The sequence below is a fragment of the Bartonella sp. AA81SXKL genome (genome assembly GCF_042196945.1).
Taxonomy (GTDB): Bacteria; Pseudomonadota; Alphaproteobacteria; order Rhizobiales; family Rhizobiaceae; genus Bartonella.
The window spans coordinates 1-801 of the sequence record NZ_JBHIRH010000176.1 but is presented as its reverse complement, the minus strand read 5'-3'; the positions used below and the strand labels follow the sequence as shown (position 1 = coordinate 801).

Annotated in this window: 1 pseudogene; it reads left to right on the top strand. The window is 39.8% G+C overall.

Going from position 1 to position 801, the window contains the following annotated elements:
• Nucleotides 1-801, top strand: a pseudogene (locus ACFINZ_RS10410) (hypothetical protein); the annotation flags it as partial.

Here is an 801-nt window from a genome sequence, read left to right as displayed (position 1 = left end):
AACCTCTCTTGCCTACTTATGTCTCAACTGTTGATTCAGGAAATCTCGCCGGACATTTGATGACACTTGCTTCAGCTTTAAGAGAATGGGCTGAAAAACCCTATGTTTTTCTTCAAAATCATCGAGAAGGCTTATCTGATGTTCATGCTATTCTTGCCGAAATTTTCAAAGAAATTCCCGATAATCAACCTATTTTACGCTCCTTACGTCAACAAATCGAAGAGTGCATCACCAATTTTGATCACTGTGTTAATGCTTTCGTAGAAAAATCAAACATCACCTCTTCTTCTATTACGAACCTCTCACTTATCGCTCACGATATTGTGCAGTTAATAGATGAACTTCATCAAAAAATTCAAACGACAGAATCCGCTCAAACACTCTCCTGGGCCAAATGTCTTGTAGAAACCTGTGAAGCGCATCATCACGATGCCAGCAATGACTATAACACCGAACAACTCTGTAAAAAACTTTAGCCGTAAATGCTCGAAAAATAGCCCTTGATATGGAATTTGATTTCTTAGAGCATCCTGAACGGCATCTCTTGTCCATTGGATATAATGTTCAAGAAAATAAACTTGATGAAAATTGTTATGACCTGCTCGCTTCAGAAGCGCGTCTCGCAAGCTTTTTTGCCATCGCAAAAGGAGACATAAAATGTAAACATTGGTTTCATCTTGGTCGACTTCTTATCCCAATTGGTTGGAGAGGAGCCCTCTTATCATGGTCTGGCTCTATGTTCGAATATCTCATGCCGTCTCTTGTTATGCATGAACCTTTAGGGTCTCTCCTCGATCAAAC